Origin of the sequence: Nocardia sp. NPDC050175 (assembly GCF_044459885.1) — a bacterium.
GTDB lineage: Bacteria > Actinomycetota > Actinomycetes > Mycobacteriales > Mycobacteriaceae > Nocardia.
Window position 1 is genome coordinate 266,812 of sequence record NZ_JBITJI010000006.1, and the last position, 25,494, is coordinate 292,305.

21 protein-coding genes are annotated in these 25,494 nt (G+C 66.5%); 12 read left to right on the forward strand and 9 right to left on the reverse strand.

What is annotated here, in order from left to right:
• Window positions 1-71: 71 nt before the first annotated feature.
• The 3 genes from ACIBK2_RS22165 to ACIBK2_RS22175 are packed head-to-tail and all read left to right on the forward strand — an operon-like array spanning window position 72 to window position 2,566.
• Window positions 72-803, forward strand: coding sequence for a hypothetical protein (locus ACIBK2_RS22165; RefSeq protein WP_396969436.1), 732 nt, complete (start codon window positions 72-74; stop codon window positions 801-803).
• Window positions 804-862: 59 nt separating this feature from the next.
• Window positions 863-1,861, forward strand: a complete 999-nt coding sequence (locus ACIBK2_RS22170) for an NlpC/P60 family protein (protein WP_396969437.1) — start codon at window positions 863-865, stop codon at window positions 1,859-1,861.
• A gap of 9 nt (window positions 1,862-1,870) precedes the next feature.
• Window positions 1,871-2,566, forward strand: a complete 696-nt coding sequence (locus tag ACIBK2_RS22175; RefSeq protein ID WP_396969438.1) for a peptidoglycan recognition family protein — start codon at window positions 1,871-1,873, stop codon at window positions 2,564-2,566.
• Here ACIBK2_RS22175 and ACIBK2_RS22180 read toward each other — a convergent pair.
• The 3 genes from ACIBK2_RS22180 to ACIBK2_RS22190 all read right to left on the reverse strand — a co-directional run bounded on the left by ACIBK2_RS22180 (window position 2,563) and on the right by ACIBK2_RS22190 (window position 6,087).
• Window positions 2,563-3,948, reverse strand: a complete 1,386-nt coding sequence (locus tag ACIBK2_RS22180) for a cytochrome P450 (protein WP_396969439.1) — start codon at window positions 3,946-3,948, stop codon at window positions 2,563-2,565. The genes ACIBK2_RS22175 and ACIBK2_RS22180 overlap by 4 nt on opposite strands.
• Before the next feature lie 55 nt (window positions 3,949-4,003).
• A complete protein-coding gene (locus tag ACIBK2_RS22185) occupies window positions 4,004-5,203 on the reverse strand; it encodes a PucR family transcriptional regulator (protein WP_396969440.1) in 1,200 nt (399 codons plus the stop codon).
• Between the two features lie 254 nt (window positions 5,204-5,457).
• Window positions 5,458-6,087, reverse strand: coding sequence for a TetR/AcrR family transcriptional regulator (locus tag ACIBK2_RS22190; protein ID WP_396969441.1), 630 nt, complete (start codon window positions 6,085-6,087; stop codon window positions 5,458-5,460).
• A 102-nt stretch (window positions 6,088-6,189) separates the two neighbouring features.
• Here ACIBK2_RS22190 and ACIBK2_RS22195 point away from each other — a divergent pair, with 102 nt between their 5' ends.
• Entirely contained in the window at window positions 6,190-7,566 is a 1,377-nt protein-coding gene (locus ACIBK2_RS22195; protein WP_396969442.1) for an ABC1 kinase family protein, read from the forward strand.
• Between the two features lie 32 nt (window positions 7,567-7,598).
• Entirely contained in the window at window positions 7,599-8,099 is a 501-nt protein-coding gene (locus tag ACIBK2_RS22200) for a cupin domain-containing protein (protein ID WP_396969443.1), read from the forward strand.
• 6 nt (window positions 8,100-8,105) lie between these two features.
• On the opposite strand, the gene ACIBK2_RS22205 is transcribed toward ACIBK2_RS22200, so the two are convergent.
• The gene (locus tag ACIBK2_RS22205) at window positions 8,106-9,107 is read right to left on the reverse strand and encodes a zinc-binding dehydrogenase (protein WP_396969444.1); all 1,002 of its coding nucleotides are present in this window, start codon (window positions 9,105-9,107) and stop codon (window positions 8,106-8,108) included.
• A gap of 107 nt (window positions 9,108-9,214) precedes the next feature.
• Between ACIBK2_RS22205 and ACIBK2_RS22210 the strand changes: the two genes are divergently transcribed.
• On the forward strand, window positions 9,215-9,742 hold the full coding sequence (locus tag ACIBK2_RS22210; protein WP_396969445.1) for a PadR family transcriptional regulator: 528 nt from the start codon (window positions 9,215-9,217) through the stop codon (window positions 9,740-9,742).
• A gap of 99 nt (window positions 9,743-9,841) precedes the next feature.
• On the opposite strand, the gene ACIBK2_RS22215 is transcribed toward ACIBK2_RS22210, so the two are convergent.
• On the reverse strand, window positions 9,842-11,152 hold the full coding sequence (locus ACIBK2_RS22215) for a M14 family zinc carboxypeptidase (RefSeq protein ID WP_396969446.1): 1,311 nt from the start codon (window positions 11,150-11,152) through the stop codon (window positions 9,842-9,844).
• A 187-nt stretch (window positions 11,153-11,339) separates the two neighbouring features.
• Entirely contained in the window at window positions 11,340-11,519 is a 180-nt protein-coding gene (locus tag ACIBK2_RS22220) for a hypothetical protein (RefSeq protein ID WP_396969447.1), read from the reverse strand.
• Window positions 11,520-11,792: 273 nt separating this feature from the next.
• Between ACIBK2_RS22220 and ACIBK2_RS22225 the strand changes: the two genes are divergently transcribed.
• Window positions 11,793-13,112 carry a matrixin family metalloprotease gene (locus ACIBK2_RS22225; protein ID WP_396969448.1) on the forward strand — a complete coding sequence of 440 codons (1,320 nt, stop codon included), beginning with the start codon at window positions 11,793-11,795 and terminating at the stop codon, window positions 13,110-13,112.
• A 63-nt stretch (window positions 13,113-13,175) separates the two neighbouring features.
• On the opposite strand, the gene ACIBK2_RS22230 is transcribed toward ACIBK2_RS22225, so the two are convergent.
• Window positions 13,176-13,820 carry a TetR/AcrR family transcriptional regulator gene (locus ACIBK2_RS22230; RefSeq protein WP_396969449.1) on the reverse strand — a complete coding sequence of 215 codons (645 nt, stop codon included), beginning with the start codon at window positions 13,818-13,820 and terminating at the stop codon, window positions 13,176-13,178.
• Window positions 13,821-13,926: 106 nt separating this feature from the next.
• Here ACIBK2_RS22230 and ACIBK2_RS22235 point away from each other — a divergent pair, with 106 nt between their 5' ends.
• From ACIBK2_RS22235 to ACIBK2_RS22255, 5 genes are all read left to right on the forward strand, one after another.
• Entirely contained in the window at window positions 13,927-14,961 is a 1,035-nt protein-coding gene (locus ACIBK2_RS22235; RefSeq protein WP_396969450.1) for a medium chain dehydrogenase/reductase family protein, read from the forward strand.
• A 53-nt stretch (window positions 14,962-15,014) separates the two neighbouring features.
• Window positions 15,015-15,611 (forward strand): ABC transporter permease, encoded by a 597-nt coding sequence (locus tag ACIBK2_RS22240; protein ID WP_396969451.1) that lies wholly within the window; start codon window positions 15,015-15,017, stop codon window positions 15,609-15,611.
• 28 nt (window positions 15,612-15,639) lie between these two features.
• A complete protein-coding gene (locus ACIBK2_RS22245) occupies window positions 15,640-16,056 on the forward strand; it encodes a Dabb family protein (RefSeq protein ID WP_396969452.1) in 417 nt (138 codons plus the stop codon).
• A gap of 141 nt (window positions 16,057-16,197) precedes the next feature.
• Complete coding sequence (locus ACIBK2_RS22250) at window positions 16,198-17,364, forward strand: FAD-dependent oxidoreductase (protein WP_396969453.1); 1,167 nt, start codon at window positions 16,198-16,200, stop codon at window positions 17,362-17,364.
• A gap of 182 nt (window positions 17,365-17,546) precedes the next feature.
• The gene (locus tag ACIBK2_RS22255) at window positions 17,547-19,193 is read left to right on the forward strand and encodes an MFS transporter (RefSeq protein WP_396969454.1); all 1,647 of its coding nucleotides are present in this window, start codon (window positions 17,547-17,549) and stop codon (window positions 19,191-19,193) included.
• 137 nt (window positions 19,194-19,330) lie between these two features.
• On the opposite strand, the gene ACIBK2_RS22260 is transcribed toward ACIBK2_RS22255, so the two are convergent.
• Both ACIBK2_RS22260 and ACIBK2_RS22265 read right to left on the reverse strand, forming a co-directional pair.
• Window positions 19,331-19,756 (reverse strand): acyl-CoA thioesterase, encoded by a 426-nt coding sequence (locus tag ACIBK2_RS22260; protein WP_396969455.1) that lies wholly within the window; start codon window positions 19,754-19,756, stop codon window positions 19,331-19,333.
• A 3-nt stretch (window positions 19,757-19,759) separates the two neighbouring features.
• Window positions 19,760-25,492, reverse strand: coding sequence for an SDR family NAD(P)-dependent oxidoreductase (locus ACIBK2_RS22265; protein WP_396969456.1), 5,733 nt, complete (start codon window positions 25,490-25,492; stop codon window positions 19,760-19,762).
• Window positions 25,493-25,494: the final 2 nt, after the last annotated feature.

Here is a 25,494-nt window from a genome sequence, read left to right on the forward strand (position 1 = left end):
TCCGGTCCGTCCCGCGCGCTCGAATCGCGGTTTCCGGCGGCTCCGCTGACGCGAGAGGACCATGCTGAGGTATGCCAGCCGATCAATCCCGTTCCCTGGCCACGAGTTTCGCCTCCTACGGCGCGACACTGCACGGAACCGTCGGGCTCGCCTATGCCCCGGTCGGCGGCGAGCGAGCCGTCACGCTCGGCGATTGGACCGGTGGCGTCGCCTGGTCGACCAGCAAAGTGCCGCTCGCGATCGCCGCGTTACGGGCGGCTCCGGAAGCCGCGAAACCCTTTGTGACACCGGCCATCACCCGCTCCGACAACGCCGCGGCCGAGCGGCTGTGGTCCATGCTCGGCTCGCCGGACGTCGCCGCCGCAGCGGTACAGGCCGTGCTCGAGGACGGCGGTGACACCGGCACCCGGGTGCAATCGCGACGGGTCCGGCCTGAGTACACGGCGTTCGGTCAGACCGAATGGAGTACCACTCGACAGGCCTTGTTCACCGCTCACCTGCCGTGCATCGAGGCAGGCGCCGACATCCTCGCGCTGATGCGCACACTCGATCCCGAGCAGCGATGGGGATTGGCACGGTTGGCCGGGGCGGCCGCCAAGGGCGGCTGGGGTCCCGACGAGCAAGGGGCACACCTGGTCCGGCAACTCGGCGTGCTGCCCAACGGATCGGGCTGGACCGCCGTGGCATTGGGCGCTCGACCGAGCTCGGGTACCTTCGCTGACGGAATCGCCTTGCTCGACCAGCTCACCCAGTGGGTCGGCAGCCATCTTCGACAATTACCCAGTGGACGCTGCCAGCAATAGCCGGATGGTAATGCGACAATTGCATTATGGGCTACCGACTGATCTGTCCAGGAATCCTCTTGTGCACACTGAGTGTCGTTGTCGGACTGTCGCTCCCGGCGCATGCGCAGCCAGCGCCGCCGCCGGAACCGCCCAGCGCCTATGTCGATGTCGCCGCGGCCACGGTCTGGACCTCGCCGCAGAGTCCCCGTCCGGTCGATCAGCCCGCCCTCACCAACCCGGTCGACATCTCCCGCTGGATAGCGGATATGACGTTGGCGGAGCAGGAAGCCCTCACCTCCGACAACCTGACACAGACTCAGGCACTGTACGGCGATCGCGTCTATATCCTGCAGCAGCAAGGTGATTGGACCGAGGTGCTGGTACCCGGGCAGCCGACACCGAAGAATGCGCTCGGCTATCCCGGCTGGATACCCAGCGTTCAGCTGACCACCAGCCCGGAGTTCGCCGCTCTGCAGGCACAAGCCCCCTTCGCCCTCGCCGACCACGACTCGACCACCTGGCTGTACCGCGACCCCGGGCTCACGCAGCGAGACATCGAAATCAGCGCCAACACAAGGCTTCCGGTGCTCAGCCGAACCGGTGACGGGATTGCGGTCGCCACGCCACGCGGCGGTCCGAAATGGCTCGACGCCGCTGCCGTCGATGTCTATCAGAAACCCACGGACATCCCGTATCCCGGCGCCACCGATCTGGTGCGGTTCGCGACCCTGTTCCTGGATCGCCCCTACCTGTGGGGCGGACGCGCCGGGTTCGGCGTGGACTGCTCCGGCTTCACCTCGACCATCTATCAGGTCCACGGGATCACCCTGCCGCGAGACGCCGGACCGCAAGCCACCGATGGGAACGGCCGCCCGGTCGACAAGAACGATCTACAACCGGGTGACCTGCTGTTCTATGCGCACGACATCAAGGATCCCGACTCGATCTATCACGTGGCGATGTCCATCGGCGGCGATCGGATGATCGAGGCCTTCGACTCCGCCACTCCGGTACGCATCACCCCGGTCCGGTTCGGCCCGGATTACTGGGGCGCAGAACGATATTTGCACGGTTAGGCTGGAGATATGGCTGGCGCACTGCCGTTCCGCGATCCCACCGAGGCGTCGTTCGCGTGGGGCTTCGCCGCAGTGACCCGGAAGGGCTGGTCGGCGGACGAGTCGTTGATGACATGGACGGACCACGAGTTCGATCCGGCTCAACTGATCACCGTCCACCACACCCTGGATTTCACCGGTAGCGATGCGACCGACTACCGAGAGGTTGTCCGCGCGGTGTACGAATTCCACGCCTCGCCCGATCACGGCGGTCGCGGCTGGGGCGATATCGGCTATCACCTGATGATCGATCCGAACGGGGTTGTGTACGCCGGGCGCGATACCGGCGACTCCGCTCCTATCTTCCGGCCCGGCGCAGTACTGCGGCCCGGCGCGGAAGTCGTTCAGGCCGGCCACGTTTACAACGCCAACCCGGGCAATATCGGGATCTGCCTGATCGGGAATTTCGATGTCACACAACCGACTACGGCGTCCGTCATCGCATTGCGTGATGTGCTCGGCACGCTGTGTGCAGGCCTGTGCCTGAATCCACTGACCCAAGTCCACTACGTCAATCCGGCCACAGGTCTCACCGTCGACAAGCCGACCATCTCAGGCCACCGGGACTGGTCCGATATCGCCGGGCTCACCGAGTGCCCCGGCGACCACCTCTACAACCGTCTCCCTCTGCTGCGGGCAGCGGCCTTGGAGCGCTTCAGCAGTTAGCTCTGTGCCGGGCTGGATCTGGACGTGAGGTTCATCCAGATGTCGTCGGCCGCCCAGAGTACGAAGCGTTCGATGGGCACCACCGGGTGGTCGGCGGCGAGTTCGAACCGGAACCGCTGCAGCAGGACGGCGAGGGTGAGTTCGGCTTCGACCATGGCGAGGGCAGCGCCCTCGCAGCTGCGCGGGCCGACTCCGAAGGGGATGTAGGCCAGTCTCGGACGTTCGGCGGCTTCGTCAGCCGCGAACCGTTCCGGACGGAAAACCTCTGGCTGCGGCCAATATTCGGGGTTAAGGTGCACGGCCCAGATCGGGTAGAAGATCGTGGTGCCTGCTGGGACTGTGTATTCACCGAGGCGGAGTTCTTCGGTGGCTTCGCGGGCGCCGTAGGGGCCCGGCGGGTAGAGCCGCATCGATTCCTTGAGGACCATGGACAGATACGGCAGGTCCTTCAGGTCTGCGTAATCGGGTGCGGGACGGTCGCCGAGCACGCTGGCGAGTTCTTCGGTGACGCGTTCGGCTACCTCGGGATGCTGCGCGAGTAGATACAGGGTCCACGAGACGGCGACGCCGGTGGTGTGGTGCGCGGCCATCATTGTCATCAGCACGGTGTCCCGGATCCGCGCCGGGGATTGGCCCGCGACGGCCATGGCGGCGATCAGGTCACTGTGGTCAGCGGGCTGTGGACCGGCCTCGTGCGCCGCGAGCACGTCATCCACGACCGCCCGCAGATACGCCAGTGCCTCCTGCGCGCGGAAAGCCCGGTCCTCCTCGGTGCCCGGCAATTCGACCTGATACAACCGGGCCAGCTGCTCGGTCAACACGTCCTCGAATGCCGACACAATTCGGTCGGCTTGTTCCGGCGAGGCCGCGCCGCGACCGAGCGCATATTCGCAAATCATGCGCAGCGACAGCGCACTTAAGTCCTGCTGCAAGGCAATTGGGCTCTGCGCCGCCGCGTCGGCCCACCGATCGGCCAGTCCGCGGGCCAGCGTCACGAACTGCTCGAAATGTGCCTCGTGCGAACGGCGTCCGGCCAGGACCGACAACAACGCCCGTCGCCATGGCGTATGTTCCGCGGCGGGAATGGTCTGGAGATTGCCCGACTCCTGCAGTGGCGCAAGGAATTCGAACAGCTTGTCCGGCCGCTCATCGATCTTCGCAGTGGCCTCCAGCAGCACCGGGTCCGCGACCGACACCGCCGTCGCCGCGCCGGGCAGCGGAAACCGGACGACGGGGCCGTACTCGGCGTGCAGTCGCAGCTGATAGTTGTGCAGCCCGCCCGCGGCCACGATCTCGGCGAGGCCGTCTCCCCCGCCACGCGGTCCGGGGATCATCGCGAAACTACCGTCTGCTCCTGGTGTCATCACAACCTCCAGGGCCATGCTCCCCATCCTCGGGACGTCTCGCAACGTATCGAGATAAGGACGGCGTAATCGGCTACGCGGAGTTCTTCGCGACGCCCAGCTGTGCGATCAATGCCGAACGCAGATACCACAATCCGTTGGCTCTGGCCGGATCGAAGCCGGTGAGCTCACCGATCCGACGCAGCCGGTAGTCGACCGTATTCGGGTGCACGCCAAGGTGTTCGGCCGAGCGGAGCCTGCTCAGATCGGTATCGATGTATATCCGCAGGGTCTCGCGCAGCTCCGGGTGCGCGTCCAGCGGCGTGAGATGGTTGCCGAGCACCTCACGGGCGACCCCGGGGCGGCTGAGTTGGTGTGCCAGTGCGAGTTCGGCGAATCGGTGCACGCCGGGCGCCAAGCCCATCCGTTGCGCAGTGTCGAGGAGTTCGTGGGCCTGCCGGGCGGCACTCGGCACCGCGTCGGGGCGTGCGGTGACCAGGGTGGCGGTGATCGGCACGCGCGCCGCGTCGGCCAGAGCTTGCACGAGTCCGTCGAGTTCGGCATCGGTCCGCGCCGTGGCCGGCACGAGGATGGTTCCCCCGTCGACAGACAGCAGCGACAGCGCTTCGCCGTCGAGTTGCGTCGCGAGCGCGGATTGCAGGCGGCGGAGCTTGCGTCGGGCGACGACCTGTCGATCGAGCCCGGGACGACGTTCGTCCGGATGCTCGGGAACGGCGACAGCGAGCACGAAATATTCTGCGGCGAAAAGCAATTCCCGTGCAGCGGGCTGGCCGCCGAGCAACGCCGAGGTCAGGTTGTGTGTCGCAGTCTGGTGTTCGGCCGCGTCGGCCTTGTACTCCCGGACGTAGGCCTTGCTCACCGCGGCGGTGACCAGCTTGGACAGGTCGACCACCCGGCCGATGCCCGTCACGACGCCGAGCGTGTCCGCGGGCTTGGGCCGAGCCAGCAGGTCGAGCCCGACCTTGAAGCCCTCGTTGACGGCGTGCAGCACCGTATCGATGGGAATTCCGGCACCGGCGCAAGCTGCCGCCGCGGCCTCGAGCCCCGCGGTCGCGGCATCGATCGGGTCACCGTTCAAGCGATGGATCAACCACTCCAGGCAGATGCGCACCACGATCCGCACCTCCCCGTGCTGCGCACCACCGGACAGCGGCTTGGCCGCCGCGACGTGGTCGATCGCGGTCCGGGTCAGCGCGTCGATCTCGCGCACCGACAACGAAATCTGTTGCCCGAGCACACCGAGCTCGGGTCGGTCGAGACTTTCGATCGTCACCGGTGGCCTCCTTGTCTGTCGTACATCGCAGCGACTGCGACGCCGACAGCAAGTACCTGAGCCGCTGCCACGCCGAGAACTTCGCTGTTACCGGTCTATTGCTCTTGGCAGCAACGGTAAACCGAGTTAGCGCTCACCTTCTACTCCTCTTTGCGCGACCGATCTCGACCGCGTCCGCAGCCGGTTACCAGGCGGTTCAACGGATCAGCGGAAGGTTCGAGCACTGCCGGGTGCGGTAGTACATAGCGAGGTGCTCACTTTTTGGTGGCCGCGAGTTCGGCGTTGACCCAGGCCGCCATCATCCGTGCCGTCATCCGGATCGACTCCTCGCGCTGCTGACTGTCCACCTCCAGTGCCGAAGCGCGAAGCACCGCAGCGAAACCGGTGTTGATCAGTACGAAGGTCATCACGTCGTACTCGTGGTCGTCGCCGGGACCGAGCATCTGGATCACCAGCACCTTCATCAGCAACCGCAGGCGAGGTTCGAACTCCGGGATGCCGCTGTTGTAGAACTGCACCCCGGCGACCAGCGCCCGCACCAGCAGGGCGTTTTCCACCAGCACGTCGGCGATGACCGCCAGGATCCGGTGGATCATCTCCTCGTTCGGCTTGTCCCCGAGGCCGAACAACCCCTGGGAGAAGCGCCGCTCGACATTCTCGAGCAGGCGCCGCAGCAGTTCTTCGACCATGACCGAACGGTCGGCGAAGTATCGGTAGACCGTGCCGATGCTCACCCCGGCCGCCGTCGCGATCCGGTTCGTCGAGGTGTTGGCGATGCCGCGTTCGCCGAACAGCTGCGCGGCGGTGTCCAGGATGTGTTCCCGGGTCGCTTTGGCCCGTTCCTGGGTCGGACGACGGCGCTCCCCCGCGGCTTTCGGCGGCATCGGGTACTCCTGCCTGCTGATGCTCGAAAATGAGCTTTGCTCAGTTTAATCCGGGTCGAGTATGCAAGAGTGAGTGTCACCGTGGCCAATGGAGGTGCGACAGTGGGCGATCGAGTGCCGAAGGGTCGCGTCGCGCGCGGTAGCAAGCTGGGCAGGCTGGCCGCGGGGCAGGCGGTGCGCGGAGTCGGCACCCGGTTGTCCATGATCGGGCGCACCGAAGAGGCCAGGCAGCGACTATCCGAACGGTCGACTTTGCAAGCGGCACAACAACTTGTCACCGTGCTCGGCGGGCTCAAAGGCGCGGCGATGAAGCTGGGGCAGATGCTGTCGGTGCTCGATGTCGATCTGCTGCCGGAGGCGCATCGGGAGATGTTCCGGGTCAAGCTGGCCGAGTTACGCGATCAGGCGCCGGTGGTGGCGTTTCCGGCGATGCGTGCGGTGATCGAGGACGATCTCGGCCCGCTGGCGCGCGCGTTCGCCGATTTCGACGAGACCGCGATTGCGGCGGCCTCGATCGGTCAGGTGTATCGGGCTCGGTTGCACGATGGACGTGCGGTCGCGGTGAAGGTCAAGTATCCGGGCGTGGACGACGCCGTCGAGGCGGATATGCGGAACCTGGCGATGTTCAGCAAGTTGTGGAAGTCCATGCTGCCCAGCGCGGCCGACGTGGACGTGCTGGACGAGATCGCGCGCAATATCGGCAGTGAGCTCGACTATGTCCGCGAGGCGCGGACGCAGCATCGGGTTGCCGCGCGCTACCGTGGTCATCCGTTCGTCACGGTGCCGGACAGTATCGAAAGCCATTGTGGCCCAAACGTTCTGGTGACGGAGTTTCTCGAAGGGCAGCCGTATCAGCACATTCGGGGGCTGCCGAACGAGGACCGCGACCAGATCGGCGAGCTGATCTATCGGTTCTACATCAGTTCGCTGTTCGCGGACTTCGAATTCTGCGGCGATCCGCATCCCGGCAACATCCTGCTCGCCGATGACGGCAGGCTCGGTTTCGTCGATTTCGGGCTGTACCACAGCATGGACCCGGTGCATGTCGAAGTCGAGCGGGCTTGCCTGCAAGCCGCGGGCGAAAATCGGGCCGACGATCTGTACGACATGTGGGTCGATCGCGGCATCATCGATCCCGACCTGGGTGTCGGCGCACAGGAATGCCTGGAATACGTGTGGGCGGCCGCAGGCTGGCATCTGATCGACGAAGAAATCACCATCACTCCGGAATTGGCAACGGGTGCTTTGATTCTCGCGATCGACCCGAGGGCCGCCGAATTCCGCGGCATGCGACAGCAGCGGCTGCCCGCGGAGCATGTGTTCTCCCGGCGGGCCGACCTGTTCACCTTCGCCGCACTGGGCCAACTGGAGACCACCAACAACTGGCATCGGATCGCCCGCGAATGGCTTTACCGCGAACCACCGGTCACCGAGGTCGGGCAGGAGATCGCGCGCTGGCGCGCCGATTGCCGGCGATAGAATTCGACATCGATCGAACGAAAGGGCGATACGTGACAACGAGTGAACCACAGCCGAATTCGTCGGCGGGCGGTGCGTGGCGGGACAACGGGGTGCGTGTCATCAAGGCGGATTCGCTCGACTCGAACACCGCCCAGACGCCCGGGATGGACCGCGCGGCGGCGATCAACGCGGCCCGAGTCGGTGCGCAGAAGATCTGGGCGGGCACCGTCACGATCCACCCGAACGCCAAGACCGGCGCGCACCATCACGGGGAGTTGGAGAGCGTCATCTACATTCTCCGTGGCCGCGCCCGCATGCGCTGGGGTGAGCGGCTCGAGTTCGTCGCCGAGGCCGAGCCCGGCGATTTCATCTTCGTGCCGCCCTACGTCCCGCATCAGGAGATCAACGCCAGCACCGACGAACCGCTCGAATGTGTTCTGGTACGCAGCGATAGCGAGGCTGTCGTCGTCAATCTCGATATCGAGCCGGTGGAGAAGCCCGACACTGTGCACTGGGTCGATCCGATTCACCGAGAGCCGGATTCGGTCTAGAACGGCCTAATGTCGAACGCGGACAACGAGTTTGCCGGTGGCACGGTCATGCTCCATGTCGTCGTGGGCCTGCGCCACCTGTTCCAGGCCGTCGTAGACGCGGTCGACCGGAAAGGCCAGCTTGCCGTCCGCGACCGCATCGAGGATCTCCTGGAAGGCAGCCTGCGGTAGGTCGGCGGCGTCGCCGAAGTAGCCCGCCAAGCGCACACCCCTGGGCAGGTACTCGTTCGGCGAAAAGTCCCGTACCGTCCACTGATTCGACAGGCTGCCGCTGAAGCAGGCCGTGCCGTGCACGCGCACCGCGCGCAATGTGTCGGGCAGGGTCGGCGTGCCGACGAGATCGAGGGCGGCGTCGACACCGTCCGGATACAACTCGCGCACGGCGGGCGCGACCTCGCCGGTATCGAGCAATGGATAGTCGATGCCGTGTTCCTTCAACGAAATTAGACGCTCGGCCCGCCGGGTGGTGGACAGCACCGTGGCACCGCGCCAACTGGCCAGCGCGGCCGCGGCCAGTCCCACCGAGGAGGTGCCGCCGCGAATCAGCACGGACTGACCGGGTTTCAGGTCCAAGCCGACGGTGAGCGAGCCGTAAGCGGTCTGCACCATCTCCGGCAGCGCACCGAGCACCTCCCAAGGCAGGTCGGTGTCGACGGGAATCACCTGAGACAGCGGCACCGAGGTGTATTCGGCATAACCACCGTCATAAGTGCGCCCCATGTCCCCCATCATGGCGACCACTTTTTGCCCGACAGCCAGACCGCTCCCGACCGGAGCCGCATCGACAATGCCGACCGCCTCGATACCCGGCACCCGCGGAAAACTCACGCCCACACTCACACCCAGCCGCAGCTTCAACTCCGAGCGGTTGAGCCCGAACGCCTCGACCCGGATCCGCACCCAACCATCCCGCTCGGGCGGCAGCGGCAGCGTGGTCAGCCGCAAGTTCTCGACCGGGCCGGGACCGGAGAGTTGAACGGCGCGCATCGTGGTCGGCGAGGACATCATGGCTTGCCTTCTTCCAGGAGCTGTACGAAGACGAAAGTCGACGTGACAGGCACTCTAATCGAGACACTCTAATCGAGGCAACACTATTAGTGGGATAGGATGACGGAGTGCTGGCCTTGAGCGTCTTGGGATTCCTGGCCGAGGAACCACTGCATGCCTATGAGCTGCGGGCCCGGATCTCCGGCTTGTCCGGCCACGTCCGCCCGGTCAGCGACGGGGCGCTCTACCCCGCACTCAACCGGCTACGGGAAGCCGGATTGCTTGACCGGCAAGAAGAACCCGGCCGCGGCGCCACGCCGCGCCAAGTGCTCTCCCTCACCGACGCAGGCCGTGCCGAGTTACTCCGCAGACTCCGCGAGCCCGCCGATGTCGAGATCACCGACCGCAATTCGTTCCTCGTGCTACTCGCTTTCCTCGGCCGTCTCCCCGATCCGGCCGACCAGGCCCGCGTCCTGCGCCGCCGCCTGGCATTCATGGAGGGCCCCGCCAGCTACTTCTATGCCGACGGCAAGCCCCTGCGCGCGACCGACATGACCGACCGATTCCGCAAGGGCATGCTCAACCTCGCCGCGACAACCAGCCGCGCGGACCGTGCTTGGCTGGAGTCCACCATCGCCGACCTCGAGCAACAGTAGGCACTTCACGTCCTTCGCTGCGCCGCAACGAGATTCAGCACAACAAAAACGCGGGTGCCGGTGGCTGAGGTTCAGCCACCGGCACCCGCGTTCAGGCGATCAGCTGGTCGGCGACTGCTTGTAGGGCGCGCCGGCGGCCAGGGCCGCGGTGGTGAAGGACTTCTTCATCTGCGGCCAGAGGGTGCTGTCCACGCAGGAGTAGCGGGGCATGAAGCCGCCACAGGTGCCGCTGTTCGGGCCGATTTCGATGGTGAAACTGGCCAGGCCGAGGGCTCCGTGCGCCTGGTCGTCGGTTGTTCCCCAGGTGGAATAGCCGACGGTTTCTTCATCGGTGCCGACGGTGAATCCGGCGGGTACGACCTTCTTGATCAAGGTGCGCAACTGTTCCCGGTTCTTCGGTGTCGCGGCGGTCGGAATGATCCCGTAATTCCCGTAGGAATGCAGGTCGATCACAACGCCTTTCGCGGTATCCGGGACATCGGTGCTGCCCGCGGGACGCTGATTGGTGAACAGGCTGGAATACAACTTCTGGATATTCTGGGTCTCCGGTTCCGAGGCGGCGCGCGTCCCCTGGAAGGTTTGCGAGCACTGGTTCCTGGAATCGCCGCCCCAGCGGACGGTGAAGTTGCGGTTCAGGTCGATGCCGGGACCGTTGCCGGAGCCGTCGACGACCGAGCAAGACGAAGGCGTGCCGCTGTTGTCGACATTCTTGCGCTGCATCTTGGGCCGGTTACCACCGCTGGCCACCACGTCGACACCGTCCGGGTTGGTCACCGGGACCACCCACACCTCGGTGCTGTCCAGGATCGAGGTCGCGGTGGCGTCGGTGCCGTAGCCGTTGGCGAGGTAATCGATCCATTTCCAAGCGATTTCGCCGGTCGCCAGTTCGCGGGCGTGGATCTGCGCGGTCAACAGGAAGCGCGGCTTGGTCGAGGTAGGCGAGAGTGCGCAGCCGCTCGGTGCGAGCGTCGTCTTGGCCGCGACTTTCTCCTGATCGGTCGCCTGCTTCGCGATTCCGGTCAGGCAGATGGCGTTCATGGTGTGGCCGCCGCTGCCTCGTCCGGCCAGCCAGGTTTTGCCGATATCCTGCGTCTGGGCGATGCCGGGAAACTTGGTGGCGACGTCCTTGGCATGGGTGAGCATGTCCGCCGAGGTGTGGTAACCGCCGTAGTACGTCGGGCCGAGGGAGCGCTGCTCGGAGGGCAGCGACTTGTAGACCGGCTCCCCCTTCTGCAGATTCAGTCCCTTGGACCGCAGCGCCTGGGCACCGGCCTCGTCGACCGCGATCGTCACTTTGCCTGGACCCGCGGGGACCATTTCGATCCCCGCCTGGTTGAGGATGTCCACCTGCGCCTGCGACGGCACCGGAACGTTCCAATAATAGGGCGTGTCATCGGCCGCGTTCGCCATCAGCGGACAGAAAACTAGCGTCGAAAAACCACCGACGGCCACCGCGGAAATGGTTGCAAGGAAATTGCGGAAACTGCTCATGGGCTTACCTGTCTCTCGCGCCACTTTCAGAGACCGCATTTCACGGCGTGGCGCCGTTGTTCGCGGATGAATTTCCGATGGTCGGAGATTAAACCGTTATGTCGGCTCAGTGAAACCCCAGTCGGCGAGTGGGGAAAAGGGTGGACCGGCCCGGCGGGTGCGCGCGGTCGCCGCGGCCGTCGGCCCGCCGTCGCGAGCCCGCCGCGCTCGGGTCGAGCGGCCCGGCGGAGTCGACCTCGAGCCAGCCGATCGCGCGCTCGAACGGCACCCGCGGCGGGCGGGCCACCAGGACGAGTGTCGCTCGGTAAAGACAACTAACAGAAATTGCAGACCAAACTTAATTGCGCTGGATTCGCACCTGCATGAAGGTTTGTTTTCAATCGTTAAGACTCGACTTACATATTGTGACTATTTCCCGTTTCCCACGTACAGTCGACCGTGCCGATCCGCAAGTGCGAAGCCCGCCCTGCATAACACGCGACTGATAGCCCTTTGGCATCAGCCGTAATCAAGGCTCGGTAAAAATATCATCTATTGCACCCCCGGAGGTCTCCGCGCAATGCCGCCCGCTGTCAACCGTCGCACCTATCGCGGAAAACATCGAGTCAAAAAGTCACCAACGAATGGCACGCCCCGACTATTCGCCGCACTGGTCGCCAGCTCACTGCTCGGACCTGCCGCGCTCACCCTGACCGCAACCGCCACCGCAACAGCCGCGGCCCCGAGTTTCGGCTTCCGCGCGAAGATCCAGGGCTACGACTCGGACGGCCGGGGGATCATTCACTACAACAACACGATCAAAGACGCCGGCATCGAGAACGCGGTCAAACACCTGAACTCGACGCCGGGCCTGAACGTCGTGTTCAAGCCCGGCACGGGCGATGGCGCCATCAAGATCACCAACGAACAGTTCCCTGGCGATGTCGCGGGCATGGGCGGCTGGGATGGCGGCCCCTTCGTCAAACTCGACCCGAAAACCCGCAACTACGACAAGGACGATCGAACCGAGGTCGCCGGACACGAACTCCTGCACTCGATCGGCCTCGATCACAACGACAGCGGCTGCAGCATCATGGCCAGCTCGGTCAACCGATGCAACAGTGGCCCGAGCCCGCTGAGCAAAGACGAGGTCGGCCAGCTCAACAGCATGTACAAAAAGGGAAAGCCGGGTGAGTCGGACCCGTCCAAACCGACAAAGCCGGGTAACTCGGCCGACCCGTCCAAACCGACAAAGCCTGGCGGCCAGACCAAACCGACCAAGCCAGGGCAAGACTCCGGCGACGATCAGCAATCCCAGCCCGGCGACGACGGCGACTCGTCCGGCGACGGCGACGGCACCTCCGACGGCGGCGACCTGCCCGGTGGCGACGACGGCGACATGTCCGACGGCGGCGACAGCAGCGACGGCGGCGATAGCAGCGACGGCGGCGATAGTGGTGACCCGTCCGGCGACGGCGACACCGGCGACGGATCCGACTGGCTCGGCGACAGCGCGGGCGACGACTCTTCCGACGGCGGCGACATGTCCGGTGGCGACAGCGGAGACGGATTCGATTGGCTCGGCGACAGCGGTGACAATAACTTCTCCGACGGCGGCGACATGTTCGGCGGCGACACCGGCGGCAACGGATCCGATTGGTTCGGCGACAGCGGCGGCAATAGCGCCTCCGACATCGGCGATATGTTCGGCGGCGATTCCGGCGGCGACCTGTTCGGCGGCGGCGGCGACCTATTCGGCGGCGATTCCGGCGGCAACGGCTTCGACTGGTTCGGCAAGGGCGGCGGCGACCAGTTCGGCGGCGGAGATCTGTTCGGCGGCGGCGGACTCGGCGACCTCGCCGACATCGGCGGCGGCTTCAACACCGGCGGCCTGTTCTAGCACAGCATCCATCCAGCACGACGAACGCCCTTGCAGTGCAAGGGCGTTCGTCGTTTCTGATTTCTAAGGCGCGGCCTTCAGATGGGCCAGCGCCGTGACCATGCGATCGGCGATACCCGGCGGCCAGGGGTAGGCGACGGTTGCCGCGCGCTGGTGGGCCAGGCCGTGCAGTCCGAGCCATACCGCGACGGTGTCGACGGGTAGATCGGTGCTGGTCGACTCGCCCGCACGGACGCACTCCTGCATGATCTCGACGAGCATGCCCATGGTCGCGTCGCCCAGGCTGGAGACATCGGCCTCGGTCAGCGTGGTTTCGTCCAACGCGGGCATCCAGACGCCGCCGAACATGGTCCGGTACCGCTCGGGGTGACGGTCGGCGAAGTCCAGATACGCGTGACACAGGGCGAACAGCCGGTCGCGCGGGTCATCGCCGGCCGCGGCCACCGCAGCTTCCAGATGCTCTACGAGCTCAGCGAACGCCTGCTGCACCACGGCCAGCATGATGGTCGGCTGATCAGGGAAGTGCCGGTAGATCGAGGGTGCGGCGATCCCGACGCGGCGGGCGACGGAACGCAGCGTCACGGACTTTTCATCGCCGGTCTCGTCGAGTATCTCCACGGCCGCGGCCACGATGTCCTCACGCAGCCGCGAGCCCTCCCCTCGACGGTTGCGCACGCGGGTGGGAGACGAAGTCGGGTTGTCTGCCATGCCCGTTAACTTACACCTGAAAACTTATCGGCGTTACCCCTTGAATCTCGGAAGCTCACATGCGTATGGTTACAGGTGTAATCATCCACTGAGCGCGGAGAACATCATGAACACCACCACTGTCACCACCACCGAGGTCGTGCTGCCGGGCAAGGTCGAAGCGAACGGCCTGCTGATCCGCACCCGTCCCCTCGCCACGCCCGGCAAGGGCCAGGTCGCCCTGCGGATGGACGCGACCGGCGTCTCCTTCGCCGAGCAGCAGATGCGCCGCGGCAAGTACTACGACCAGCCGCCCTTCCCCTTCGTGCCCGGCTACGACGTGGTCGGCACGGTCACCGCCGCCGGCCCCGAGGTGGATCCCGCGCTGGTCGGGCGCCGCTTCGCCGCGGTCGTCAAGGTCGGCGGCTGGGCCAGCCACCTGCTGATCGACGCCGCGGATCTGGTGCCGATCCCGGACGGCGTCAGCTCGGCGGCCGCGGAGACGGTGGTGGTCAACGGAATCACCGCATGGCAGATGCTGCACCGGATGGCCAAGGTGCCAAGCGGCGCAACGATCGTGGTGCTCGGTGCCAACGGCGGCGTCGGTTCCACCCTCGTACAGCTGGCCAGGCACGCGGGCATCCGGGTGATCGGCACGGCCTCGCCGCGGCATCACGAGATGATCCACGAGCTCGGCGCGATCCCGGTCGACTACCGCGACCCGAACATGTACCAGCGCATCCGCGAGATCGCGCCCGACGGCGTGGACGCCGTGTTCGACCACGTCGGCGGCGCAGGCTTGGCGCAGTCCTGGGCGCTGCTGCGCAAGGGCGGCACGCTGGTGTCCTACGGCACCGCGGCGACGAAGGACGAGGACGGCAATTCCCAACTGCCGGTGCTGAAGTCGTTCGCGCGGCTGGCGCTGTGGAACTACCTGCCCAACGGCAAGCACGCCCACTTCTACAACTTCTGGGCGGGCAAGCGCAGGCTCAGCACCTTCCGTAATCGACTGCACGACGACCTCGTTCAGGTGCTGCGGCTGCTGGCCGACGGCGTCCTCACCCCACAGATCGCCGCGCAGTTCCCGCTGGCGGACGCCGCACAGGCGCTCGCCCTCGCCGAGTCCCGCACGGTCGCGGGCAAAGTCGTCATCACCGCGTAGCCGACCACCAGCACTGTCCGATCAATCCTGTTCGAACCCTGAGGAATTCAGTCATGGCCACCATCGCCCTCTCCGCCCCGCCCACCACCACCCTCCGCGCAGGCGACGTCGACAACCGCGCCACCTACCTCAGCTTCGCGCTCGCGTATGTCTTCGGGCACGGCGCCGCCGCGCTCTCCAAAGGCACCGACCCACTGCTGAACCTGCCCGGCTGGCTGCCGATGGCGCTGCTCGGCCTCGGCCTCGCGGCAGGCACGGTCGCCGCCACCATGGCCGCACTGCGCGCCCAGCGCGGCGCCGACAGCCGAGACATCCTGTCCGGCAAGCTGCTCGGCATCTCCTGGGCCAGCGCCTTCGCCGCCCTCTTCCTCGCCATCACCGGAATCACTTCGCTGCTGGACAGATCCGACCTGCAGTCGGTGCTCTGGCCCACCGGCGCGGGCCTCGTCGTCGGCCTGCTCTACCTCGGCGAGGGCGCCGCGCGCCGCAACGTCCTGCACTACTGCCTCGGCACCTGGCTCGCCCTGGTCTCCACCGGCGCGCTGCTGTTCGACACCCCCGGCCTCTTCTGGATGCTCACCCTCGGCGGCGGCGGTGGCTATGCCATCGCGACCGTCCTCGAGCGCCGCCGCCTCGCGACCCGCCACTGAAAAACGTTCCACCGCAACCGAAGGAGTCATGATGATCTACCACGGCAACCGGATAAAGCTCCGGGAAGGCGTCACCGAGGAACAGGCCGAGGCGGCGCTGGCGAGCATGCACGAACAGGGCCGGAGCATCCCGGCGGTGCAGTCGTACATCGTCGGCCGCGAGTACGGCACCGGTTTCGACTGGGGCGCAACGTTCGTCCTCGAGGACCTCGACGCCTACTGGGAGTATCTGAGCCACCCGGCGCACACCGCGTCGGTACGAACCGGACTCCCCCTAGCCGAGAACTTCCAAGCCTATGACCTCACCGATGATCTCGATCCCGACTTCGAGGCGAAGGTCGCGCAGTTGCAGCAGCGCCACATCGACTCCGTCCCCGAACTCGCGGAACTGCTCGCGGCCTTGTCGTCGCACACCGGTACCAGCGCTCTCCCCGCCAACGAATAGCCACACCGATCCACTGTCCGGAGCCCGAAACCACACGGGCTCCGGACTTTTTGTTTCTCAGGCCGGATGTGCTGAGCCCCGCCAGCGAGACGCAAGCCGGACGCAAGGGCGGTGCAATCACCCGCCAGCAACCTCGACAGCATGACCCCTTCAGTAACGATCATCGGCGCCGGCCTCGGCGGACTCACCCTCGCCCGCGTCCTACACGTGCACGGCATCCCGGCCGCCGTCTACGAGGCCGAGCCGTCCCCGACGGCGCGTGCACAAGGCGGAATGCTCGATATCCACGACTACAACGGGCAACTCGCCGTCGAAGCGGCCGACCTGATGGACGAGTTCCGTGGCCTAATCCTCGAAGGCCGCCAGGCGATCCGGGTCCTCGACCCCGACGGGACAGTACTGCTCGACAAGCCCGACGACGGTTCCGGAGGTCGCCCCGAGGTGCTGCGCGCCGAGTTGCGACAGATGCTGCTCGCCTCACTCCCGGCCGGTACTGTCCGGTGGGGCTACAAGGCCGACAGTGTGCGCGCCCTAGACGATGGCCACTACGAGGTGAGTTTCGCCGACGGCAGCACCATCGTGACGAACCTGCTGGTCGGCGCGGACGGCGCCTGGTCGCGCGTCCGGCCGCTGTTGTCCACCGCCACACCCGAATACGCAGGCCAGTCGTTCATCGAGACCTACCTGTACGACGCCGACACCCGCCATCCGGTCGCCGCGAAAACAGTCGGCGGCGGGTCGCTGATGACACCGACGGTGGGCCCGCAGATCCACGCGCACCGGGAAAAGGGCGACACCCTGCATACCTACGTGGTGCTGCCCAAGCCGCTGGATTGGTTCGCCGCCATCGATTTCACCGATGCCGCCACGGCCAAGGCACGCATCGCCCAGATATTCGACGGCTGGGCTCCGGAAATCACCGCGCTGATCACCGACGCCGACACCGCGCCGGTCTGGCGCCCGCACTACGCGCTGCCGATCGGGCAGCAGTGGGATCGGGTGCCGGGCGTGACCCTGGTCGGCGATGCCGCTCACCTCACGGCACCGAATGGCGAAGGCGCCAATCTGGCCATGCTCGACGGCGCCGAACTCGGCAAAGCCCTTGCCGCGCATCCCGATGACGTCGAGTCCGCGATCACCGCATATGAGCTGGCCATGTTCGCTCGCAGCACCGAGATGGCCGTCGAGGGCGTCGAGTTCTTCGAGAACCTCGCCGTCGACGACAACCCGGCGCAAAACCTGTTCGCCATGCTCCACGGCACCGGACCGGACCCGGCGAGTTCGAACCACACGGATCGGCAACACTAATTTACCCAACCGCCGAACACCTCACAATGCGGCAACCGCCGAACTGACCAGTACGCCGATCACCGCATCAGGTTCATCGAATTCCGCAATGCAACAATCGATTTCGGCGCCCAGTTCGATGTTAGACTTTCGCGGTCTCACCGTTTCGCCCGCCTGTCCGTTCGCAAGGACCGGAGGTATCCGTGCGCGACCGAAGTCATTTCGCCGCATTGATCGAACATTCCGCTGACGAATCTCGCTCGGCGACAATCCAACGGCGCACCCGCGCATTCTGGTTCGGCCTCGCCGCAACCACTCTCGGCACCGCACTGCACCTCCCGATGTTCTGGGAATCCCGGCGCATGGACTATCACATGGCGGATATGCCCATGGATGCCAGCATGATCGGCGGCATGGTGCTGATCGTCGTCGGCCTCGCGGTCACCACCTACGGGCTGATTCCCGTTGGCGCACATCGTGATCGGGTGGCGAATCTGCGGGTGCGCGCGCTGGACGACGCGCCGATCAATCGCGTGCACGTCGTCCTGCTGCTGGTGATGGCCGCAGCGATCACCATCGATGTGATGAAGCCGACCACGCTGGCGTTCGTCGTACCCGGCGTCGCCAAGGAGTACGGCCTCAAAACCGCGACCAATCCCGGCGGCGGCCTGCCTGCCGCGCTGCTACCGCTCGCCGGGATCACCGGCACGGTGATCGGCTCGCTCATCTGGGGTTGGCTCGGCGATCGGATCGGGCGCAAGGCGGCGATCCTGCTGGCAGGGGTCTTCTTCGTGGCCACCTCGGTGTGCGGTGCCATGCCGAGTTTCGCGCTCAATCTGGTGATGTGCCTGATCATGGGCATCAGCGCGGGCGGCATGCTGCCGATCGCGTTCACCCTGCTGGCCGAGACGATTCCGGCGCGCCACCGCGGCTGGCTGCTGGTGTTGATCGGCGGCGATATCGCGGGCGCGTATGTCATCACCAGTTGGTTGTCGTCCACTATCGGCGACAGCTACAGCTGGCGGGTGATGTGGCTGATCGGGTTCCCGACCGGGCTGCTGACCATTCTGCTGACCCGCTGGGTCCCCGAGTCACCGCGCTTCCTGCTGGCGCTCGGCCGCCGGAAGGAGGCCGAGGAGGTGCTGCGCGCCTATAACGCGTCCATCGTTTCAGTCGAAAAGTCCGAGCTCACTGCCGAATCGGGCGTCACCGGCGGGTATCGCCGACTGCTGCAGCCGCCGTTCGGCGGCATCACCACGGTGCTCGTGCTGGTCGGCCTCGGCGTCGGCTTAGTCGTGTATGGATTCCAGCTCTGGCTGCCGACCAACCTGCGCCAGCTCGGCTACAGCGGCGTCTCGGCCGATCAGATCCTGCGCGACTCCGCATTGATCGGCTTTCCGCTCAATTTCCTTGTCGCCTACTGCTATCACCGCTCCTCGAAGTGGACAATGGTGATACTCAGTGCGCTGCTGGCGATCTCACTGTTCGGGTTCGTCGCATTCGGCGATCGGGTCGCGGACAACAAGACGCTGCTGTACGTGCTGCTCATTCCGCCGATCTGGGGCGCGAGCTCGGTTGTCGCGGTGCTCGTCGCCTACGGCGCCGAGGTGTATCCGACCCGAATACGTTCTCGCGGCGCCGGTTTGGCGGCGGGCATGAGTAAGGCGGGTGGCGTCATCGTGATCGCGCTGGTGGTGCTTGCCGTTGCGACGCCGTCGATTTCGACGACCGCGCTCATCAGTGCCATCCCGATGACCATCGCGGCGGTGGCGGGCATCGCCTTCTTGATCGAGACCCGCCGCCGCCCGCTGGAGGAAATCACCGCAGCTGAACTACGCGTGACCGCTTGATTCGCTGCCAATGGAACGGAGGACCGTGTGAAAACCCGACTTTCGTGGTTCTCCTGGCTTGTCGTTTACGTCACCCTCTGTGGCCTCGTCGTGTGGCTTCTCACGATCGGTTGGAATCACCCGTACCCATAGGCATGTCACGCGGCACGGTATGGCTCGAGTGCGCGACGCAAAGACTCCGGAACCCGGGTTGGCTCGACCTGACCTTCGTTGTCACGCAGACACGCAACCCGCTGACGGCCACGGGCGACGAGTTGCTCGGTGCCGTTGTCGGTCTGGACATAGGCGAATTCGAACTCGATCTGAGTCTGGGTGAGGTCGACCAGGGTCATCCGAATCGTCAACTGTCCGAAGGCGGTCAGCTCCGCGAAATACTCGCATTCGCACTTGATCGTGAACAGCTTGAGATCGTGACGGATCGCGTCCAGGATGTCGGGGGCATGCTCGGCGAGGAACATCTCACGGCAGCGTCCCTGCCACCGGAAGTAGTGCACGAAATAGACGTTGCCGACCAGATTCGTCTCCTCGAAGCCGACGGTGTGGGTCATCTCGTAAGCGCGCACAGCTCAGCTCTTTTCGGCGATCGAGAACACCATCGGCAGCGCCGACGGCAGGGCGACGGAGGTGGCGAAGGACCAGACCAGTTGCCTGCCGTGCCGGAAGGCCAGCCAACCGTCGGCGGCCGAATCCCGATCCAGCGTCAACCGCGCCCAGGTGACCGCCGTGCCGAGCTTCGTGACGGCCTCGCGCGCACCCCAGACCCTGGTCGCGGCGGTGTCCAACGACTCCCCCGCCATGCGGCAACAGGCCTGCGCGAGCGTCATGCCCGATTCACCGAGCAGTTCGGTCCACTGCGCCGCTGACCGCGGCGCGACCGGTTCGAGATCGCAGCCCACCGGGTACGCCGCGGCGATGGCGGCGGTGAGACCCGTTGCGTGGGAGAGGCTTACGCAACTATCCGGCGTTTCTGGTCGACCATCGGGCCGATGCCGCAGCACGGCGTCGCGGCCGACGGCGACGCTCAGGGCGCGTCGGCTCGCCTCGTGACGCGTCCTGGTGCCGTCGCGAACGACCGCGACCCGGACGGGGGCGGGCAACAGCTCGTCGAGGCGCCGCTGCAGATACGGGCCGAGCAGTTCAGGGGTCCACCCGCCGGGCATCGCAAGCGGTGCCACGGCGATCAGCTCGAGTCCCTCCCAGGCCGCGACGAGCGCGTCGCGGTCATCCTGAACGACTACGTCGTACACGTATCGCGGTCCGTCGTGGGTCCGCTCGCGGGCGGACAGCGTGACCGTTCGCACCTCGGGCGCCACCGGAAACGACCGCACCCGTTCGATTTTCGACGGTAGCAGCGTCGCGTCGGGGACGCAGACCTGGATGGCGTGCATGCAGGCGTCGCGGACCGCCGGGTCGGCCAGGACGAGCGAATTCGGCAGCAGTGGCGAGAACCACCGAGCGCCGCCGATCCGCAGCCGTGCCACGCAGTGCCGGGCGGACAGCTGCCAGTACTCCTGCACCGAGCGAAACAGCGGTCCGTGGAACATGATCCGGTCGTAGAACTCGGTGTCGACCGCCAGGTCGAGCGCTGATCCGGTGATCGCCGCACCAACCGGCGCCTCGTCGGCCCGCACCCGCTCACACACACCGCGGAAGTGGTCGAGCTGGAATCCTGTTGCCTGCGAACGAATGACGGCGTGCACCCGGTCGCCCGAGCGCACCGCCGCCACCCGGATCGTCGTCGCGGCGTCCGAGGCGACGACGATCGGCCGATGAAATTCCAGCCGGGACAGTTCGATTCCGTCGCGCGTCCCGAACAGCGCCGCGGCCGCCTGCGCCATCGCCTCCATGCCGAGCACGGCCGGGAACAGGGCGTCGCCCGCGAACCGATGGTCGGCCAGATACGGGTCGGTGACCATGGACAGGTCGGCGTCGGCGACCACCTCGATCCCTGGGAAGTGCAGCCGTGGCCGCTCCAGGAAGCGCAGCAACGGCAGTTCCACGTCCTCGAAGCGAAGCGTCGGCAGCTCGGCGGTCCGCCCGATGACGATCGCGCTGGTCTGGCCGGGCTCGGCGGCCAGCAGATCGAGCATGGCGGCCGCGCCCGCGTCGGCCGGAATGGGCTCGATTCCACTGTGCAGCAATGTGTTCAGCACACCGAGCCGTTCGCCCATACCGATGCCCGCCCAGACCGACCATTCGATGGTCAGGCAGCGGCACGACGGCAGCTCGGCGGCGAGCGCGTCGATGTCCGCGCGCAGCCAGTCGTTGGCGATCGCGTAGTGCGCCTCACCACGCAGTCCGGCACGGCCGATGATGCTGCCGAAGCCGACGACGAACCGGAGTCGCGCTCGATCGACCGGTACCAGCAGGTTGTGCAGGCCGTCGATCTTCGGCGCGACCGTGCGCGCGAACTCGTCGCTGTCGAGTGCACCGACGGCCGTGGGCGCGTTGACACCCGCCCCGTGCAGAATGCCGGTGATCGGGCCGAGCTCGTCGCCGATCGCGGCCACAGCCTCCGCGACTCGCTCGGGATCGGTCACGTCCGCAGCGAAATACGCTGCGGTGATGCCGGATTCGCGTAGCCGCGCCAGCTCGGCGACGACAACGGGATCGTCTGCGGCGGTGCGCGCGATGACGGCCAACGTGCAGCCGGTCCGCCGGGCCAGCGCGGCCGCGCATTCGACGGTGATGCCCTGAATCCCGCCGGTGACCGCGACCACGTCCCCCGCGGCTACGGGAAGTCGGGCAGGCTCCAGGATCAGCTCACGCAGCACCGGTTCGGCCCGAGTGCCTTTGGCGTCGTAGCGAACCTCGCGGAAGGCCGTCGTGGCAGCGACATCGGCGCGCACGAGGCCCGCGATCCGCTCGGCGGCCAAGCCTTCCGCCACCTGCACGACGGTGGTGCGGACGGCGGGTACCTCCAGATGCACGCTCTTGGCGAGAGCCGCCGCCGCACGGCCACGGTCGCCGTCGACAACAACCAGCCGTGCACCGGTGTCGGCGGCGGTCCGGGCCGCACGCAGCATCCGATCGATCGCGACCGAGACCGACTCTCGTTGCGGCGCAGCAAGGCTCAGCAACACGCCGGAGCCCAGGCCGATCAGCCGACTACCGATCACTGTGGCAAGCCGATCGCCTTCCGGGGCGAACACCTGCCATCGCCCCTCCTCGAGGTCGCGGTAGCCCGTGAAAGGGACCGGCCGATCAATCCACTCAACGGCGAACGGCCGCACCCAAACATCGGCCCCGACGAGCTCGTCGACCACGGAATCCGTTGTGCCGGAAGCATCCTCGATCGCATCGGCGAGCTCTGCGATAGTCGCGGTGGCGACAGCAGTCGTCGGCCCCGGCACCGACGCGCCGAGCTGCCGCGCCGTGTCGGCCACCAGCTGCGTGATCGTGATGCTGCTCAGGTGCAGATCGTCCATCGGACGCAGGTCCGGGGTGATCGCCTCGATCGGCAACTCGGCGCGGCCGGCCAGCAGTGCACGCAGCGCTTCGAGCGGCGAGCCGGGTTCCGATGGGCCGGGTCGGACGTCGACGTCCGACCGCGCATCGGACGGTGCGGAGTGCACCGGGATAACGTCTTCCGGCGCTTGCTCACAAGGGTTTTCGATAAATTCGAACCGCTTGTCCGTCGTGATCGGCCGCGAGAACCGCTCGGCCAGCAGCCCGCGCAGATCCGGACCCGCACCGAGGACATAGCACGCGCCGAGCGCACGCAAGACCCCCGCCACTGAGTCGCCGTCGGTATCCATGGCCACCACCGGAACCGCGGGACAGACATCGGCAGCCAGGGCCGTCAGCGTGCTACCTGGCCCGACCTCGACCAGCAGATCGCACCCCTGCGCCAGCTGCGTCAGCGCGGCCGCGAACCGCACCGGAGCCCGCACCTGCCGCTCCAGCAGATCCACCACGGCCGAACCCGGCTCCAGGGGTTCCCCGGTGACCGTCGACACCAGCCCAGGCCGTTTGACGTGCGACATGGCGATCTCGTCGAGGTAGTCCCGAAAGACGCGAGCCGCAGGCGCCACCAACGGCGAATGAAACGCGTGGGATACCTGCAGGATTCGGCCCTGCAGTCCGCCGGACCGCGCACTCGTCAGCACCGCCTCGACGGCCGCGGCAGGCCCGGCGATCACCGTCTGCTCCGGCCCGTTGTAGGCGGCGATCACCACCGGACCACCGGCGAGCAGCGGCGCGACCCGATCGGCCGACGCGTGGATCGTGCCCATACCGCCGGGCTCCGGCACGGTCGCCATCGCCCGTCCCCGGAATTCGGCCGCACGCACCACCGTCGACTCGTCGAACACTCCGGCCCAGTGCAGCGCCACCATCTCACCGAGGCTGTGTCCGACACAGCCGACCGCCTCCAGATCCGCGGTCGCCAACAGGCGCAACCCGGCGAGCGACGCGGTCACGATGCGCGGCTGCGCCTGCTCGGTCCGCAGGCTGTCCGAGCGGACACCGACCTGCTCATAAAGGTCCGCGACCACCGCGAACCGACGCGCGACCGCACCGCCATCCCCACGCCCCGGCGCACCCTGGCCGGGAAACAGCAGCCCGATACGCGGCCCGGTCGCGGTGTCCGCCCCCAGGAATTGGCCACGCGCGCCATCGATTCGGTGGCTCGCACCGGCCTCGAGCGCGTCGGCGAGTTCGGTGAGCGAGCGAGCGGCCTGCTCCTGGCCGGCGATGACCACCGCAGCCTTGACCGGCAGGTCGGCATCCGACCGAATCAGCTCACAAGCTAGATCGCCCAATTCAGCGAACGAGCATTGAGCGGCAAGAGCAGCTACCGTGCGAAGCCTGGCCTGCAGTTGCGCGGGCGTCGCGGCCGACAGCGTCAACAGCTCCGAGTCCTGTGCACTGTGCGCTAGACACCCGAATAATGTGCGAGACAATGGCTTTGGTGATCGGTGACTGTCCAGCGCGACATGCGTGTTGATGCCACCGAAGCCCAGCGACGACAGACCGGCGCGCCGCTGGTCGGGCTGAGGCCAAGCCCGAGCCGTGTCAGGCAGATAGAGCGCACTGTCGGCGAGCATCGGATGAGCACGCTGACTACCGGTGATCGGCGGAATCACCCCGTGATGCACGGCGAGCGTGGTTTTGATCAGCGCCGCGAGCCCCGCCGCCGCCTTGGTATGCCCGATATTGCCCTTGATCGCGCCGAGCGCGACCGGCGCACCCGCTCGACCAGCCGTCTGCAATGCCCGATCGAACGCTTCGAGCTCGGTCCGGTCACCCACCGCGGTACCCGTGCCGTGCCCTTCGAGGTAGCCAACCGTATCGATCCCGAAACCCGCCATGTCGTAAGCATTTTCGATGGCCCGCAGGTGACCGTCACGATCCGGCCGGGTGATATTGCCCCGACCGTCGGAAGAGATACCCCACCCCGCGACCGTCGCATAGCAACGTAAACCCCGCGCGACCGCATCCTCCTCACGCACCAGCACGACAACCCCACAGCCCTCACCAGGCCAGAAGCCATTCGATCGCTCGTCGTAAACACGCATCTCGGACGTCGACAGCGCATCGGTTTTCGCGAACCCGACCAGTTCGAACGGATCGATCGACACATCGACCCCACCCACGACAACCGCGTCGAGGCGACCGGCCACCAGCGCATCACAGGCATAGGTGACAGCGAGCAAGGAGGACGAGCAGGCACCATCCACGGTGAAACCGCCACCACCCAAATCGAAGTGGTTACAGACCCGCCCCGCGATCGTATTCGCCAGGCCACCGGCCAGGCTGTCCTCCGTGATCGCCGGAAACGGCGCCTTGTAGTCGGCCTCGTACTCGGCCAGGAATTCACCGATCTCGGCATCCGCCCAGCCGCGCCTACGCAGCGCGGCAGCCAACGTGCGGCGCACATACGGCCACCGCAATCGCATGCCGGTCGCCCGAGTCATGTCCCCTGTCAGGGTGTTTCCGAACACCACGCCGGTCCTGGCGCGCGCCAAGCCCTCCCCTGCCGGAAACCCGGCGTCGGCCAGCGCGGCTGCCGCAGTATCGAGCGCAAGCCAGTGGGCGATATCGGTAGACCGATAGAGCCCCGCCGAAATCCGGTGTCGCGCACGGTCGAACGTCCACCCCTCCAGCACTGCGGCATGCGTCGCGTGATGCCGATCAGGCGCGGCGGGATCGGCCGAGTAGTAGTCCGCCGCGGCGAGCCGGACATCCGGTATCGGCCGGAACGCGCGCCGACCCGCAAGGACGTTCTCCCACAGCTCGGCAGGCGTCGCCGCGTCGGGATAACGACAGGCCATCCCGACGATCACTGGGCGCGTCATCG